The 15,770-nt window shown below is 73.5% G+C and carries 13 protein-coding genes; 5 read left to right on the top strand and 8 right to left on the bottom strand.

The genetic code is table 11. From position 1 onward, the window contains the following. Nucleotides 1-100 precede the first annotated feature (100 nt). Nucleotides 101-1,483, top strand: coding sequence for a glutamine synthetase (locus tag ACMXN5_RS20230; RefSeq protein ID WP_439676426.1), 1,383 nt, complete (start codon nt 101-103; stop codon nt 1,481-1,483). A gap of 61 nt (nt 1,484-1,544) precedes the next feature. Here ACMXN5_RS20230 and ACMXN5_RS20225 read toward each other — a convergent pair whose 3' ends face one another. The 3 genes from ACMXN5_RS20225 to ACMXN5_RS20215 all read right to left on the bottom strand — a co-directional run bounded on the left by ACMXN5_RS20225 (nt 1,545) and on the right by ACMXN5_RS20215 (nt 4,938). Continuing rightward, nucleotides 1,545-1,925, bottom strand: coding sequence for a DUF3017 domain-containing protein (locus ACMXN5_RS20225; RefSeq protein ID WP_439676425.1), 381 nt, complete (start codon nt 1,923-1,925; stop codon nt 1,545-1,547). Nucleotides 1,926-2,005: 80 nt separating this feature from the next. Continuing rightward, complete coding sequence (locus tag ACMXN5_RS20220) at nt 2,006-2,863, bottom strand: bifunctional methylenetetrahydrofolate dehydrogenase/methenyltetrahydrofolate cyclohydrolase (protein ID WP_380005283.1); 858 nt, start codon at nt 2,861-2,863, stop codon at nt 2,006-2,008. Beyond that, nucleotides 2,860-4,938: an FUSC family protein gene (locus ACMXN5_RS20215; RefSeq protein ID WP_439676424.1), complete on the bottom strand. Its 2,079-nt coding sequence runs from the start codon at nt 4,936-4,938 to the stop codon at nt 2,860-2,862. Before ACMXN5_RS20215 ends, ACMXN5_RS20220 begins: the two co-directional genes overlap by 4 nt. 348 nt (nt 4,939-5,286) lie before the next feature. Between ACMXN5_RS20215 and ACMXN5_RS20210 the strand changes: the two genes are divergently transcribed. Beyond that, complete coding sequence (locus ACMXN5_RS20210) at nt 5,287-5,934, top strand: RDD family protein (RefSeq protein WP_439676423.1); 648 nt, start codon at nt 5,287-5,289, stop codon at nt 5,932-5,934. 84 nt (nt 5,935-6,018) lie between these two features. Here the strand turns inward: ACMXN5_RS20210 and purH are convergent, their stop codons facing one another. Further along, nucleotides 6,019-7,605 (bottom strand): bifunctional phosphoribosylaminoimidazolecarboxamide formyltransferase/IMP cyclohydrolase, encoded by a 1,587-nt coding sequence (gene purH / locus ACMXN5_RS20205; RefSeq protein ID WP_395787394.1) that lies wholly within the window; start codon nt 7,603-7,605, stop codon nt 6,019-6,021. Continuing rightward, entirely contained in the window at nt 7,602-8,246 is a 645-nt protein-coding gene (gene purN, locus ACMXN5_RS20200; RefSeq protein WP_380005291.1) for a phosphoribosylglycinamide formyltransferase, read from the bottom strand. The genes purH and purN overlap by 4 nt, the downstream gene beginning before the upstream one ends. Nucleotides 8,247-8,592: 346 nt before the next feature. Here purN and ACMXN5_RS20195 point away from each other — a divergent pair, with 346 nt between their 5' ends. Then, nucleotides 8,593-9,252 carry a hypothetical protein gene (locus ACMXN5_RS20195; protein WP_439676422.1) on the top strand — a complete coding sequence of 220 codons (660 nt, stop codon included), beginning with the start codon at nt 8,593-8,595 and terminating at the stop codon, nt 9,250-9,252. Here the strand turns inward: ACMXN5_RS20195 and ACMXN5_RS20190 are convergent. Then, nucleotides 9,249-11,222, bottom strand: a complete 1,974-nt coding sequence (locus tag ACMXN5_RS20190) for a cell division protein PerM (RefSeq protein WP_439678040.1) — start codon at nt 11,220-11,222, stop codon at nt 9,249-9,251. The genes ACMXN5_RS20195 and ACMXN5_RS20190 overlap by 4 nt on opposite strands. Nucleotides 11,223-11,362: 140 nt before the next feature. On the opposite strand from ACMXN5_RS20190, the gene ACMXN5_RS20185 reads away from it, so the two are divergent. After that, nucleotides 11,363-12,550, top strand: a complete 1,188-nt coding sequence (locus ACMXN5_RS20185) for an RNA polymerase sigma factor (protein WP_439676421.1) — start codon at nt 11,363-11,365, stop codon at nt 12,548-12,550. Nucleotides 12,551-12,626: 76 nt separating this feature from the next. Here the strand turns inward: ACMXN5_RS20185 and sucD are convergent, their stop codons facing one another. Both sucD and sucC read right to left on the bottom strand, forming a co-directional pair. After that, complete coding sequence (gene sucD, locus ACMXN5_RS20180; RefSeq protein ID WP_126637535.1) at nt 12,627-13,511, bottom strand: succinate--CoA ligase subunit alpha; 885 nt, start codon at nt 13,509-13,511, stop codon at nt 12,627-12,629. A 16-nt stretch (nt 13,512-13,527) separates the two neighbouring features. Next, nucleotides 13,528-14,703: an ADP-forming succinate--CoA ligase subunit beta gene (sucC, locus tag ACMXN5_RS20175; RefSeq protein ID WP_078975664.1), complete on the bottom strand. Its 1,176-nt coding sequence runs from the start codon at nt 14,701-14,703 to the stop codon at nt 13,528-13,530. Between the two features lie 405 nt (nt 14,704-15,108). Here sucC and ACMXN5_RS20170 point away from each other — a divergent pair, with 405 nt between their 5' ends. After that, nucleotides 15,109-15,729, top strand: coding sequence for a Uma2 family endonuclease (locus ACMXN5_RS20170; protein WP_439676420.1), 621 nt, complete (start codon nt 15,109-15,111; stop codon nt 15,727-15,729). Nucleotides 15,730-15,770 lie beyond the last annotated feature (41 nt).

The raw sequence follows: 15,770 nt of genomic DNA, 5'->3' as shown, positions 1-15,770 counted from the left end.
CAGGGTGCGTCGGGTTCGCCGGTTTCCGTTTCGGCGGAACCGGCCGGTAGGTTCGTGACGGATCGAAGTCGCACGGCCTCGAAGGGTGATCCCGATGTGCATGTCACCGGACCGCGTCGCGTCGATCCCGGCGGCGGTGCCGGAACCCGCGCCCGTGCCGATCGCACCCGTGGTCGAGGGCGCGCCGGTCGACCCGATCGACGCGGTGGCGCTCGGCTGGGTCGACAACGCGGGCATCACCCGGGTCAAGACCGTCCCGTACTCCCGCCTGGACGCGGTCGCCGTGCACGGCGTGGGCTTCTCCCCCGTGTTCGACGTGTTCCTCGCCGACGACTCGATCACCGCGGGCAACCTGGTCGGCGGTCCGGCGGGCGATCTGCGCCTGGTCCCCGACCTGACGGCGCTGCGTCCGCTGGCCGCGCAACCGGGCTGGGCCTGGGCGCCCGGCGACCGCTACACCCAGGACGGCGTGCCGTACGCGGGCTGCCAGCGCACCTTCGCCCGGCGGATGGCCGCCCGCGCCGGGTTGCGCGGGTTGTCGCTGCGGATGGGCTTCGAGGTCGAGTGGGTCACCGGTACCGAGGACGCGGCGGGCCGCTTCGTGCCCGCCTTCCACAAGGCCGCGTACGGGATGACCCGGGTGGTGCGGGTGTCCGCCCAGCTGCGCGAGCTGATCCGCGCGCTCGCCGCGCAGGAGGTGCGCGTGTTGCAGGTGCATCCGGAATACGCGGCCGGCCAACTGGAGGTGTCCGTCGCCCCGGAGGACCCGGTCGGCGCGGCGGACACCACGATCCTGGTGCGCGAGACGATCCGGGCGGTGGCCGCCCGGCACGGGCACGCGGTCAGCTTCGCGCCGTGCGTGGTGCCCGGCGAGGTGGGCAACGGCGCGCACCTGCACTTCTCGCCGTGGCGCGACGGGACGAACCTGTGCCACGGGGGTGAGGGGCCGCAGGGGTTGACCCACGAGGGCGAGGCGTTCCTGGCGGGTGTGCTGCGCGAGTTGCCCGCGCTGCTCGCGATCGGCGCGCCCGGCGCGGCCAGTCATCTGCGTCTGGTCCCGGCCCAGTGGGCGGGGGTGTACCGCTGCTGGGGTCTGGAGAACCGCGAGGCCGCGATGCGGCTGGTCACCGGGATGGCCGGCGAGCGGCAGCACACCGCGAACGCCGAACTCAAGTGTTTCGACGCGACCGCCAATCCGTATCTGGTGGTCGGCACGGTGATCGCGGCCGGTCTGGCCGGGCTCGAGGACGGCCTGCGGCTGCCGGTGGAGGTGCCGGGCGACCCCTCGACCGCCGGGGACGTACCGCGCCTGCCCGGCTCCCCCGCGGCGGCGCTGGCCGCCCTGGAAGCGAGCACGGTGCTGCGCGAGGCCCTGGGCGAGACCCTGTTCGACGCGATCACCGCGGTCCGCCGAGCCGAGATCACCCGCTCGGCCGGGATGACCCCGAACGAGATCGCCACCGAGGCGCGCCGGTTGTATTAGGCCCGACCCGGCGCACCGGGTCGGACCCGGGCGCCGGTACGACCGGCCCTGGAACTAGGCCCTAGCGGCCGGTGCGCCTGGGCACCCACGGCAGGTCGACCAGCGGTTCCGGGATGCTCAGCCCCAGGAGCAGGACCGCGCCGCCGAAGATCAGCAGCATGGCCACGTCGGTGAACCGGCTGCGCACCGCCAGTACCCCCACGTCGGACACGAACACCCGCAACAGCGCGGCGACCAGGAAGGTCCCGGCGATCATCATCGCGGCGGGACGGAACCCGCTCAGCGCCGCGGTCAGCAGCGCGGCGAACAGGCAGCCGAAGACCACCGTCGCGGGCCACTCGCGCAACCGCCCGGGGCCGGTCGGCGAGCCGCCGCCCTCGGGCGGGAAGGTGCCCGGATCCCTCCTCCTGCCCTCCCTGCGTCGCCCCCGAGTCGTTGCCACCACGTCCACCTCTCATCGACAGGGCGAGCGGTGCCGCGACCGGCCCGGAGCGGTGCGGCTCCGGGCCCGTCGCGACCGGGTCACAGACCGGTGACCTGCCGCTCGGCGGCCTCGACGACGTTGGTGAGCAACATCGCGCGGGTCATCGGACCCACCCCACCGGGCATCGGGGCGACCCACGCGGCCTTCTCGTACGCCTCCGGGTGCACGTCGCCGACCAGGCCGTGCTCGGTGCGGGTGATGCCCACGTCGAGCAGCACCGCGCCGGGCTTGACCATGTCCGCGCTGATCAGTCCGGGCACCCCGGCGGCGGCGATCACGATGTCGGCCTGGAGCACGTGGAACGGCAGCTCCTTGGTGCCGGTGTGGCACAGGGTCACCGTGGCGTTCTCGGTCCGGCGGGTGAGCAGCAGGCCGATCGGGCGGCCGACGGTGACCCCTCGGCCGATCACGCACACCTCGGCGCCGTTGATCTCGATGTCGTGCCGGCGCAGCAGTTCCACGATGCCGCGCGGCGTGCACGGCAGCGGCGCCTCCTGGCCGAGCACCAGCCGGCCGAGGTTGGTCGGGTGCAGGCCGTCGGCGTCCTTGTCCGGGTCCATCAGCTCCAGGACCCGGTTGGCGTCCAGGTGCCGGGGCAGCGGGAGCTGGACGATGTAGCCGGTACAGGCGGGGTCCGCGTTGAGCTCGCGGACCACGTCCTCGACCTGGTCCTGCGTCGCGTCGGCGGGCAGGTTGCGCTGGATGCTCGCGATGCCGACCTGGGCGCAGTCGCGGTGCTTGCCGCGCACGTACGAGTGGCTGCCGGGGTCGTCGCCCACGAGCACGGTGCCCAGACCCGGCGTGATGCCGCGGGCCTTGAGGGCCTCGGCCCGTACGGCCAGTTCGGCTTTGATGGCGGCGGCGGTGGCCTTGCCGTCGAGGATCTGCGCCTTCAAGTTGTCTCTCCTGGTCCACGGTTCCGGGCCGGTCGTTGCGATTGTCCCGTATCCGGGCCGGCCGTGCGGCGGACCCCGTACAGCAGCCGCGCCGGCGGGGCCAGGATGCGCTGCCGGACGAACGCGGGCAGGTGCCGGGCCGCCACCGGTTCGTTCGCGCGGGTGATCACCCGACCGAGCCGCTTGAGGTGTTGCCGCAGTACCGGATACCCCCACAGGTCCGGGAGTTCGGGCAGGGTCGGGGGGCGGCGCTCCTCGGCGGCCGAGGCCAGTTCCTCGACGTAGGCGTCGAGTCGGGCCAGGTCGTCCTCGGGGATCGGCTCGGGCGAGTCGGTGCGGTAGGTCTCGGGCGCGGTCATCAGCCGGTAGCCCAGGCGCTGGGCGGTGACGATGGCGGGCCACAGGCGTTCCGCGTCCAGGTGCCGGCCGGTGATCTCGCCGAGCGCGGACTCGTACACGCTCCACAGGTCGATCAGTTCGCGGCGAGCGGCCCGGCGGGTGCTGCCCCAGGCCCGATCGTCGACGATCTGCCCGGTGACGGTGGCGCGCAGCAACATCGCCTCGGCGCGGATGGCCCGGCCCAGCTGCCGGGGCAGCCGGGTGGCCGAGGCGCGCGGCCACAACACCAGGCTCGCGACCAGGCCGACCGTCAGGCCGAGCACGGTGTCGATCATCCGGGTGGCGGCCAGGTCGCCCACGTGCGCGCCGGGGCTGCCGGCGGCGGCCAGGAACAGGCCGACGGGGGTCACGCAGGCCGCGCCCACGGCGAGGTTGCGGGCGATCACCGTCTGGGTGGCGCCGAACAGCAGTGCGACGACAACCACCACCAGCCACTGGTCGGGCCGCAGGTCGTGGAAGAACAGCGCGATCACCGCGACGCCGAGCAGGGTGCCGATCGCCCGTTGCAGCACCCGGCCGAAGTCGAGCACGACGTTGCCGCCCTGGAGCGCGGCACCGGCCGCGATGGCCACCCACACGGGGTGCACCACCGGCAGCAGCGCGGCGGCGAGCGCGGCCGAGCCGACGCCGAGGCCGGTGCGCAGCGCGGTCGGCGGCACCAGCGAGGACCGGTCGAACGCGGCGCGCAGCCGCTCGCCGGCGCTGGGCCGCCGGCCGGGGATGATCTCGCCCTCCTTGACCGCGGGTTGCCCAGCCGCCGCGGCGGCGGCCCGCAGCGCGGTGCGCAGCGTGCGTTCGGCGGCGGTCTCGGTGTCGGCGAGCACCGCGGGCAGCACCGGGACGAGGGTGGGCCGCCCGACGGCGCCGGCCAGCGCGCGCACGGTCTCGGTGATCTCCGCCGGCAGCGGCCGGTCCCGCTCGACGGCGAGCAGCTGGGCGGCCTGGAACAGGTCGAGCGCGCGCCGGCACAACACCCGCAGGCGGCGGGCCTCACCGGTGCGCCGGTTGCGTCTGGTGTCGGCGCGCAGCACGGTCACCCACGCGCTGTGCACGGTCTCGGAGGCGCGGTGCCGGGCGGCGTCGCTCGGCTGGTCGCCGATCGCGGCGAAGAAGTCGGCCAGCGCCTCGAAGCAGGCGGCGAGCGCCAGGTGCTCGGGGTGGCGCGGGCGCACCAGCCAGCCGGACATCGACACCAGCCAGGCCCCGGCGGCGCCCGCGAGCACGAGGGCGCCGCGTTCGAGCACCCGGTCGGGCTGGTGCGGCAGGAACGCGCCCATCGCGCAGACCAGGGTGAACATGTACCCGCCGGGACGGTCCACCTGGAGCGCGCCGCACAGGAAGGTGGCGACGCCGGCCACCACGGTGATCACCGGGACGTACAACAGCGGGGTGCCGGCCGCGAGCGAGCCCAGCATCAGCGACACGGCCAGGCCCAGGCCGACCAGCGCGAGGGTGATGCCGCGACGCGCGTAGGGCTCCTTGGCCGCGTACAGGACGGTGTAGCCGCCGAGCGCGGCGAAGGTGGCGTCGCCGAGGCCGAGGGTGGCGGTGACGATCGCGAAGGGGATGCCGACGCCGAGCGCGGCCCGGATCCCGGCGGCCCAGGTGAAACCCTTCCCGGTGAGCGTGACCAGCGGCCTGATCTGGTTCTGCGGGCCCAGCTCCGGCGGGTGCACTGCCGGGAACGGAGGCAACGTCGGCGGCCCGTTCGGGTCCGCCGAGGGTCCGGGCGGCAACGCGAGGGGTGCACGTTCCGGATGGGGTCCCGGGGTCGCCTGATCCTGCATGCTCCCATGCAACGCACGTTTCACCGGGAATGCCAAGTCCCACTCGCGCATGATCCCGCTCACCGAACCGGCGGGGACCTACCCGGCGCCAACCGCTTCGGTATAAGGTGCCGCCTCCAATGGACTCTCGGGTCGTGGGGGCGACGCCGGGCTCGAATACGGCGCTCGCGCGTCGACATGCCCGGGGGTCACCGGCGTCGCGCACGATGTGCGCGCGTTCTCAGGGGAGAGTTCCACATGTCCCAACCTCCGGGTCCGTACGGCCCGCCGCCCGGGTACGGCGCCGAGGGCCAAGGCGCGGGCTACGGCCAACAGCCCGGTTACGGTCAGCAGGCCTACGGCCAACCGGCCTACGGCCAGCCCGACTACGGTCAGCAGGCAGGCTACGCCCAGCCGTACGGCTACGGGCCGCCGCAGAACCTCGGCGACTACTGCGCGAGCTGGGGGCGGCGCGTGGGTGGGGCGCTCCTGGACGGGCTCGTCATGCTGCCGGTGGTGATCCCGTACTCCATCGGGTTCAGGATGTTCATGGACAAGACCGAGACCACCAGCAACCTCGACGGCACCGAGACGACCACCTACGAGGGTGGGTCCGGTCCGATCGTGCTGATGATCGTCGGCGGTGTGCTCTCGTTCGCGTTCGGTCTGTGGCAGCTCTACCGCCAGGGCAAGACCGGTCAGACGATCGGCAAGAAGGCGGTCGGGATCAAGGTGTTGCGCGAGCGGGACGGCATGCCGACCGGCTTCGGGATGGCCTTCGTCCGCGCCATCGCGCACTTCCTCGACATCATCACGTGTTTCCTCGGCTTGTTGTGGCCGCTGTGGGACGACAAGAAGCAGACCTTCGCCGACAAGGTGTGCTCGACGGTCGTGGTCAAGGTCTGAGCACCCCCACCGACGCGCGCGAGGCGCGGCCCCGTTCGGGGTCGCGCCTCGCGTGTGTCCTGGGCCGGATCGGTCGGATCCGGATCAGTGGAAGAAGTGCCGGGTCCCGGTGAAGTACATGGTGATGCCGGCCGCGCGCGCGGCCTCGACCACCTGCTCGTCGCGGACCGAGCCGCCCGGCTGCACGACCGCCTTGACACCGCCCTCGATCAGCACCTCCAGGCCGTCGGGGAACGGGAAGAACGCGTCGGACGCGCCCACCGAGCCGGCCGCCCGCTCGCCGGCGCGCTGCACCGCGAGCCGGGCCGAGTCGACCCGGTTGACCTGGCCCATGCCCACCCCGACGGTCGCGCCGCCGGACGCGAGCAGGATCGCGTTGGACTTGACCGCGCGTACCGCCCGCCAGGCGAACACCAGGTCGCGCAGCGTCTCGGCGTCGGCCGGCTCGCCGGTGGCCAGCGTCCAGGCGGCCGCGTCGTCGCCGGGCGCCTGGTAGCGGTCGGCGTTCTGCAGCAGCAGCCCGCCGTCGATCTGGCGGAACTCGACCGGCGTGGCGGGCGCCTCGGGCGCGCGCAGCACCCGGATGTTCTTCTTCCGGGCCAGCACCTCGACCGCGCCGTCCTCGTAGCCCGGCGCCACGATGACCTCGGTGAAGATCTCCGCGACCTGCTCGGCCATCGCCACGCTCACCGGCCGGTTGACCGCGATCACGCCGCCGAAGGCGGACAGCGGGTCGCTCGCGTGCGCCCGCAGGTGCGCCTCGGCGACGGTCTCGCCGATCGCGATGCCGCACGGGTTGGCGTGCTTGATGATCGCCACGCACGGCTGCTCGTGGTCGTAGGCGGCGCGGCGGGCCGCGTCGGTGTCCTGGTAGTTGTTGTAGGACATCTCCTTGCCGTGCAGTTGCTCGGCGCCGGCCAGGCCGCCGGTGCCGTCCACGTAGAGCGCGGCGGCCTGGTGCGGGTTCTCGCCGTAGCGGAGCACGTTCTCGCGGCGCCGCACCGAGCCGAGGAAGGCCGGGAAGCCCTCGTCGTCGGCCGGCGCGTAGCTGCTCGAGAACCAGGACGCCACCGCGACGTCGTACGCGGCGGTGTGGCCGAACGCCTCGCCCGCGAGCCGCTTGCGCTGCGCGAGGTCGAAGCCGCCGGCCTCGATCGCGGCGAGCACGTCGGCGTAGCGGTCCGGGCTGGTCACCACGGCCACGGACGGGTGGTTCTTGGCCGCGGCACGCACCATCGAGGGCCCGCCGATGTCGATCTGCTCGACACACTCGTCCGGCGTGGCGCCCGACTCGACGGTCGCGGTGAACGGGTACAGGTTGACCACGACCAGGTCGAACGGCCGGATCTCCAGCTCGTCGAGCTGCGCGCGGTGCGACTCCAGGCGCAGGTCGGCGAGGATGCCGGCGTGTACGCGCGGGTGCAGCGTCTTGACCCGGCCGTCCAGGCACTCGGGGAAGCCGGTCAGCTCCTCGACCTTGGTCACGGGCACGCCCGCGGCGGCGATCCGACCGGCGGTGGAGCCGGTGGAGACCAGTTCGACCCCGGCGGCGTGCAGGCCGCGGGCCAGCTCCTCCAGGCCGGTCTTGTCGTACACGCTGATCAGCGCGCGACGGATCGGGCGCAGCCCGTCCTGGTCGGCGGGGGTGGGGGTGGGGGCGGCGGAAGTCATGCGGGGATCCGGACCTTTCTTCCTTCGATGCGGTAGCCCTCGCGGGCCAGCCGGCCCACGACCTCGACGAGCAGGGTGCGCTCGACAGTCTTGATGCGCTCGTGCAGCGCCTCGCCGCCGTCGGCGTGATCGCCGTCCTCGACCGCGACGACGCCCTGAGCGATGATCGGCCCGGTGTCCACGCCGGCGTCCACGAGGTGCACCGTGCAGCCGGTCACCTTGGCGCCGTACGCGAGCGCGTCCCGGACGCCGTGCGCGCCGGGGAACGAGGGCAGCAGTGCGGGGTGGGTGTTGACGGTGCGTCCCTCGAAGCGGGCCAGAAAGCGCGGGCCCAGGATCTTCATGAAGCCGGCCGAGACGACCAGGTCGGGCTCGTACGCGGCGACCGCGGCGGCGAGCGCCGCGTCCCAGTCGGCCCGGGTGGGGTGGTCGGACACCCGCTCGACGAAGGTGGGTACACCGGCGCGTTCGGCGCGGGCGGGCCCCGCGATGTTGTCGCGGTCGGCGCCCACGGCCACCACGCGTGCCCCGTACGCGGGATCCGCGCACGCGTCGAGCAGGGCTTGCAGGTTGGTGCCGGAGCCGGAGACGAGGACGACGAGCCGGGCCGGCCCGGGGGTGCGCGGGGCGTGAACGGCCACTGCTTTCAAGCTCTTTCCGGAAGGGAAGGGCGGGAGGGGCACCCAAGGGATTCGGGCTCTCGCCGGGATCTCGCACGGGTCCGGCGGGCGTTCCCCGACGGGAGGCGGGAACACGGAGCGGCGCCCGTACGTCGGCAACGATAGCGTCAGGGGGTAGGCAGTACCGAACCGGCGGGGTGGGATGCCATCGGCGGTGCCGGCGTGATCCGGTCGACGGGCCCACGGGCCGCGGTCGACGGGGGCCTCCGGGCCCCGCGGACGCCGCCGCCCGGCTACGGTGCACCCCGCACACGTACGATCCTGGGAAGGGAATCCCGCGATCCGGCACGACGAGGGCAGGCAGAGGATGAGTACCGGCAACGAGACCGACGAGCGGGATCCCTACGCCCCGCCGCCGGAGGGTACGCCCGACCGCCCGCCGGCCGCCCCGTGGAACGTGCCCGGCAACGGGCGAGGGGACGGCAACGGAGGCAACCGACAGGGCCGCGACGACCGGCCGCAGCGGGCGCCGCGCGAGCCGCGCGAGCAGCCCGACCCGAAGGACGTCCGGGTCCGCAACGCGCGCCTGGCGCTGTGGGCGGGGGTGTGGGCGGTGTTCTTCGCCCTGTTCTTCCCGTCCGACCTGGGCCTGGTGCTCGGGGTGGTGCTGGGTGTGGTCGCCCTGGCACTCGGCATTCGCACCGTCCGCGGCACCACCCCGGCCACCGCCGGGCCGCGGATCGAGGAGGGCCCGGGCGGCACCGCCCGACACCCGGGGCACGCCCCCGGCGGCCCGGCCCACCGGCCGCGCGTGCGCCGGCCGGCGCGCGCCCGCTCGGGCGCCGCGCTCGCGGGTTTGGTCACCGGCGCGATCGCGGTGGTCTACGTGCTGGGCGTGTGGACCTTCGAGGCGGTCAACAAGGACTACTACGACTGCATGGACAGCGCGCTCACCAAGACGGGCGAGCAGCGCTGCCTGGACAAGCTGCCGGACCGGTACCACTGGGTCGTGGACGGCACGTTCTAGGGCTCTGGCCAGGGCTCCTGTCGGGTTCGGGGCTCGGCCCTCCGGGGGTCGGAGTTGCGGGGCTCGGCGTTTCGGGGCTTGGAGCCTCGGGGTTTCGTGTTCCGGGGTTCCGCGGATGCGAGGAGCGGGTGCGCTCCTGTGTCGGTCGGGTCGGGATGGAACGAGGCGAGGGCCGTCTCCGCCGTGGCGGGGGCGGCCTTCGGGCTTTCCGGGGTCTGCGGGCTCGCCGGGCCTGCCAAGCTCCCGGGGGTCGTCGCGTCGTCCGGGCCGGGCGGGTCCGCCGGGCGTCTCGGGGTCTTCTCCCGGCCGCGCCACCACGTGGCGGCCAGGGCGGCGGGGGCGGCGACCAGGGCGATCTCGACGGTGAGCGCGGCGGCGGTGTGCCATACGTTCGGGCCCAGGTCGGCGAGGTTGGCCAGGCCGGCGGTGCCGGTGGCCAGTCGCGTGGAGGCGAGGGCGAGCAGGCCGACGCCCACACCGGCGCCGACCGCGTGCGCGGTGACCGGGAGCCAGGACCGGGGCGGCTCGGCGCGGGCCGCGAAGCAGCCCGCCACGACGCCCGCGAGCACCGGCAGCACCGCGGGCGCCCATGCGGTGGAGGGCACCGTCGCGGGGCCCGGCAGGGCGGCGAGCAGCGGCAGCGTGGGCAGCGTGCCGAACGTGCTGCCGGTGGGCGCGATGGTGGTGGCCGCGCCCAGCACGAAGCCGGTGCCGGCCGCGTAGCACACCGCCCATACGATCGCGTTGGGCACCAGGGCCGCGCACAACACGGCCAGCGCCGCGAAGCCGACCGCGTCGTTCGTGGTCAGCTTCAGGGCCAGGCGGATCTGCCCCGCGTGGGCGAACAGACAGACCAGGACCAGCAGCGCCCCGCCCGCCGCGAGCACCGCGGCCGAGGCCAGACCGGCGCGGACCGCGGGCACCCGGACCAGGATCGGGCCGAACGCGCCCAGCACCCCCGCGGCCAGGACACCGATCCCGGCGACCGCGACCGTGTCCGGGACCGGCCGCACGCTCGCGGTGCCGACGCCGGCGGCCACCGCGTACATCAGGCCCGTGTACACCGGCACCTGCGCCGCGAGCACGAGCGCGGTCCCGGCGACGCCGTCGGCGAGCCGTCGGCCCATCCGGCACAGCAGCCAGATCAGCGGGACGGTCAGCCCGAGCGGGGCGAGCCGCAGCGGCACCACGGTCACGATCGGCGCGACGGAGCCGGTGGCGGCGTGGCTGGTCTCCACGACCTCGAAGCCGACGTGATGCGCGGCGAGCCAGATCCCGCCGACCACGCGCAGCAGCGCCTGGGGGTGGTCGAAGCTGCCCGAGCCGACGCCGCAGGTGGCCACGATCAGGACCAGCAGGGCGACCGTGCCGAGCCCGGCCGCGGCCACGAGCAGCGCGGACGCCACGCCTCGGGCCAGCGCCTGGGTGATCCGGGCGATGTCGGGGCGGTGCGCGGCGAGGGCGGTCAGGGCCGCCGCGCCGGGCAGCGTGGACCACGCGGGCAGCGCCGGACCGGTGGGCGCGGGCGGGCCCCAGGGGCGGGCGGACGGTGGTTCGCCGGCGTCGGGGGTCTCGACCGGGGCGAGCGCGGGGAGGGCGTCCGGGGGGCGGTCGGGCCTGGGCGGAACGACCGGGGGCGGGGCATCGGGGCGCGGGGGCACCGCCGGGGCTTCGTAGGCCGGTTCCGGCGCCTCGGGTGTCGCCGAAGGCGCGTGCGCCGGGTCCGGTGCCGCCGGGGGGTGCCGAGGCGTCCGCGTCGGCGTGTCGCGGGTGTGTACCGCGTCGGCCGCTCGGGCCGGCTCCGCCGTCTCGTCGAGCGAGGTGGGGGGCGTGCCCGACGGCGCGGGCGGCTGCTCGAAGGGATGCTCGAAGGGCCCGGAGCGGGGTCCGAGCAGGCTCTCCACGCCGGCCCACGGGCCGGCTCGGACCACCGCCCAGGGCGCCGACGAGCCGCGCTCGTTTTCCGGCATTTCGGTCACGGTCCCCATGCTGCCCGCGCGACCGCGATCCGGGCCGCATATGCCCGCCGAGCGGGGCAAGACACCCCATTTGCTCGATCGCAAGCATTTAATATGCATTTTCGGTCGACCCTCGGGTACCTCAGCCCCTCATGGGCATCGACGACGAGCACACGGTCCCGCGCGCGAGCGCCCCGGGGTTCGACGCCCTGGTCGCGGCGACCGCCCCCGACATCGCGCGTTACACGTTCCTGTTGACCGCGAGCCCCACACGAGCCGCGCACGTGACCCGGCACACCTTCGCCCGGGTCTGGCGCGACCTGCCGGACGCGGCGGACACCCCGGCCGACGCCGCCTACGTCCGCACCGTCGCCGGCGACCTCGCGCTGGGCCGCCGGTTCCTGGTCCGCCGGGCGCTGTGGCGGCTCGTACCGCACCCCGACCGCACCGCCCGGGTGGTCCCGCACGCCGACGACGACACGCGGCGCGACCAGGACGTCGCGCTCCTGCGCGCGCTCCAGCGGGTGCCCGCGCACCGGCGCCGGGTCTTCGTCCTGCGACACCTGTTCGGGTTGTCCCCGGAGCAGGTGGCGGCCGAGACCGAGGCGACCACCGAGGTGACCCGGATCCGGCTGATACACGCCCACGAGGACCTCGCCGACCGGATCCCGGCGATCACCGGCCCGTCGCCGAACTGCGCCGAGGCACACGCGTTCCTGAGCACGCTCACCCGCGACCTGGCCGCCCGCCACGCGCCGGAAGTCCCGCAGGCCCACGCCGCGCGCGTGGGCAGCCGGGCACGGACCGCGACGCTGGTCACCGTGGTGGTCGCGGCGATCCTGGCGCTCTTCGTCGCCGCGCTCCCCCGGCTGCTCACCCCGGGCACCTCCCGCGACTCGCGCGGGGGCGACCGGGTACGGCCGCTCACCGGCCCGGAGGCGGCCCGCCCGGTGCCGCCGATGCCCGCGTCGGCGGACGACAGCCCGCCGGCGCCCGCTGCGGCCCCGCCCGCGCCCGTGGAGCGCACGCAGGCGCCGACCGAGGCACCGGCCACGCCCGAGGCGCCCGCGCCGCCGTCCCCCGCGGCCCCCCTGCCGCCCGCGGACGGGCAACCGGCCCCCGGTGTGACGCCGGCCCCCGCCGCCCCGGAGCGGCTCGCGCCGCTGCTTCGACCGGCGACGCCCACCGGTGCCCGGACCACGACCGGGACGGCGGCCGACCTGCGGGCGGGCACGGGGGCCGCGGCGACCGGCCCGGCCTCGCTGCTGGCCCCGGAGCGGGCCTTCGTCCTCGACACGAGTTGCGTGAACAACGGGCTGCGCCGGCCGGCGCAGCCCTGACGGGCCGGGGAAGGCACGACGCCCCGCATCCCACCGGAAACGGCGGGGTGCGGGGCGTCGTCGGTGACCGGGTGGGTCAGCCGGCCATGATCTCGCGCATCAGGCGCGCCGTCTCGGACGGCGTCTTGCCGACCTTGACGCCGACGGCCTCGAGCGCGTCCTGCTTGGCCTGCGCGGTGCCCGAGGAGCCCGAGACGATGGCGCCGGCGTGGCCCATGGTCTTGCCCTCGGGGGCGGTGAAGCCCGCGACGTAGCCGACGACCGGCTTGGTGATGTGCTCGGCGATGTAGGCCGCGGCACGCTCCTCGGCGTCGCCGCCGATCTCGCCGATCATCACGATCGCGTCGGTGTCCGGGTCGTCCTGGAACGCCTGGAGGCAGTCGATGTGCGTGGTGCCGATGATCGGGTCGCCGCCGATGCCGACGGCGGTCGAGAAGCCGATGTCGGCCAGCTCGTACATCATCTGGTAGGTCAGCGTGCCCGACTTGGACACCAGACCGATCCGGCCCGGCTTGGTGATGCTGGCCGGGATGATGCCCGCGTTGGACTGACCGGGGGTGATCAGGCCGGGACAGTTCGGGCCGATGATCCGGGTCTTGTTGCCCTTGGCGCCGGCGAGCGCCCAGAACTGCGCGGTGTCGTGCACCGGCACGCCCTCGGTGATCACCACGGCGAGGCCGATGCCGGCCTCGATCGCCTCGACCACGGCGTCCTTGGTGAACTTCGGCGGCACGAAGACCACGGTGACGTCGGCGCCGGTGGCCTCCATGGCCTCGGCCACGGTGCCGAATACCGGTACCTCGGTGCCGTCCACGTCGACCGTGGTACCGGCCTTGCGCGGGTTCACGCCACCGACGATGTTCGTCCCGGAGGCGAGCATCCGGTGGGTGTGCTTCATCCCCTCGGAGCCGGTCATGCCCTGGACGATGACCTTGCTGTCCTTGGTCAGGAAGATAGCCATGCTGGGTCGGTCTCCCTTACTTCGCGGCAGCGAGCTCGGCGGCCCGCTCGGCCGCGCCATCCATGGTGTCCACCTGCTGGACCAGCGGGTGGTTCGCGTCGGTCAGGATCTGCCGACCCAGCTCCGCGTTGTTGCCGTCCAGTCGCACGACGAGCGGCTTGGTGACCGCCTCGCCCTTCTGCTTCAGCAGTTCGAGCGCCTGCACGATGCCGTTCGCGACCGCGTCACACGCGGTGATGCCGCCGAAGACGTTGACGAAGACCGACTTGACGTCGGCGTCGCCCAGGATGATCTCCAGGCCGTTCGCCATCACCTCGGCGGACGCGCCGCCGCCGATGTCGAGGAAGTTGGCGGGCTTGACGCCGCCGTGGTTCTCCCCGGCGTACGCGACCACGTCCAGCGTGGACATGACCAGGCCCGCGCCGTTGCCAATGATGCCGACCGAACCGTCGAGCTTGACGTAGTTCAGACCCTTGGCCTTGGCCGCCGCCTCCAGCGGGTCGGCCGCGTCCTTGTCCTCGAGCGCCTCGTGGTCGGGGTGGCGGAAGTCGGCGTTCTCGTCGAGCGAGACCTTGCCGTCCAGCGCGATGATCTTGCCCTCTTCGGACTTGATCAGCGGGTTCACCTCGACGAGCGTGGCGTCCTCTTCGACGAAGACGGTCCACAGCGTCTTGAGGGTCGCGACGATCTGGTCGTGCAGCTCGGCCGGGAACTTCGCCGCCTCGACGATCTCGCGGGCCTTGGCCTCGGTCACGCCCTCGATCGCGTCGACCGGGATCTTGGCGAGCGCGTCGGGGTTCTCCTCGGCGACGACCTCGATCTCGACGCCGCCCTCGACGGACGCCATCGCGAGGAAGGTGCGGTTGGTGCGGTCGAGCAGGAACGAGACGTAGTACTCGTCCACCGGCTTGGCCAGCCCGGCCAGCATGACCTTCTTGACGATGTGGCCCTTGATGTCGAGGCCGAGGATCTGCTCGGTCTTCTCGACGACCTCGTCGGTGCTGAAGGCCAGCTTCACGCCGCCGGCCTTGCCGCGGCCACCGACCTTCACCTGAGCCTTGACGACGGCCTTGCCGCCCATGCGCTCGGCGGCGGCCCGTGCCTCCTCCGGCGTGAAGACGACTTCACCGGGCAGAACCGGCACACCGTGCTTAGCGAAGAGATCCCTCGCCTGGTACTCGAACAGGTCCACGCGGGTCCGTCCTTGTGATCGCGATCGGATATGCGGAACATGCGCAGCCGCGTCCGTCGTCGCGCAGGTCCGGCAGGCTCGCCCCCGGTTCCGGTGGACGGCGTCCGCACGCGTAGCTGATCCGCCTTGCAGGCTATCGGGCAGGAGTGCGGGGGCCGAACCAGGGTCCGGGTCACATTCCGCGGGCGGCGCCGGACCTCGGCTTCGCCGTGCGTCCGAATCCGCCCGTTTACGCCTGTTCCACCGTGACACAGGGAACACACCCGAACGGAACGTGACGACCCGATGTGGCCGATCCCACGCCCGAGCCCCACGGTCGATAGTCACACTTATCCGGAACTCCGACATACGAACGAACGGACGGCCACGATGGACGCGCAAGCCAATCCCGACGAAGGAGCCGAGATGACCGCGCTCGCACATGAGTCGCCGATCGCCTCGACACTCGACGACTTCACCACCCGTCCCACCGCCTTCATCGCCGCACTGCCGCTCCCGGACGGCGTACGTGTGGAGTTCATCGAAAGGAACTACTACATGTCGCCCCCGGCCAACGCCGAGCACAACAGGTGGGCGGTCGACCTGATCGTGCAGTTGCGTGCGGCAGGTATCGACGCGGCTCTGATCGGCAACGGGTACTGCTCGGAACCCGCCGGGGAGAAGCACGTGACCGGCGCCTTTATCCCGGATTTCGAAATCCCCTACCGCCGCCCGAACGAGGCGGACGAGGCGTATCGGAGCAGCCACGACGGTTGGTACCCGGCGAGCATGCTCCACCTCGTCGGCGAGATCACGTCCCCGAGCAACGCACGGATCGATCGGGAGGAGAAATACCGTACCTACGCTCGCGCCGGCATCCCCGTCTATCTCCTCATCGATCGGGAAAAGGGCCTCGCCATCTGCCACTCGGAGCCGGTAGATCGCGGAGAGGAGTCCTACTACCGAGTGGCCGACCCGGTCAAGCTGGGCGAGAAGGTGCAACTCCCCGACGGCCTCCCCGCCCTGGACACCGCCAAGTTGAACTGACCGTCCGTAACACCTGCGCCGCAACGGCAGGCTCACAGTAC

The sequence above is a fragment of the Embleya australiensis genome, assembly GCF_051903075.1.
Lineage (GTDB): Bacteria > Actinomycetota > Actinomycetes > Streptomycetales > Streptomycetaceae > Embleya.
This window is presented reverse-complemented; position numbering and strand designations above follow the sequence as displayed.